This window comes from Pseudomonas sp. SIMBA_068 (assembly GCF_046534705.1).
GTDB classification, from domain to species: Bacteria; Pseudomonadota; Gammaproteobacteria; order Pseudomonadales; family Pseudomonadaceae; genus Aquipseudomonas; species Aquipseudomonas putida.
Window position 1 is genome coordinate 1 of sequence record NZ_JAWRYI010000444.1, and the last position, 274, is coordinate 274.

A 274-nucleotide genomic window follows, 5' to 3' on the forward strand; every position below is an offset into this window, starting at 1 on the left:
GTCCTCTCCATGGGTATAGGGGTCGTACAGTATGGTGGTGATGGCTGTAGCCCCCTCTACACCTGTCCTGGGGTCCCAGCCCTGGCCATGCACAGCATTATTCCCGGCATACAGCTGCATCAGGATCAACCGCTCACCTTGTGGGTCGCCTTTGCGAGCAGATTGCAGTAGCTCTCTCAGCGCGGGCTGCCCAGCCAGCAGGGCAAGTTGCGCGAGCACGCGAAACTGGAACTGTGGCGTTCCGTAGATCGAAAGGTTGGGTATTTGTGTGTCG

Annotated in this window: 1 pseudogene; it reads right to left on the bottom strand. The window is 58.8% G+C overall.

Annotated elements, in window-relative coordinates:
* Positions 1–274 (bottom strand): annotated as a pseudogene (locus SB756_RS29885) (hypothetical protein); the annotation flags it as partial.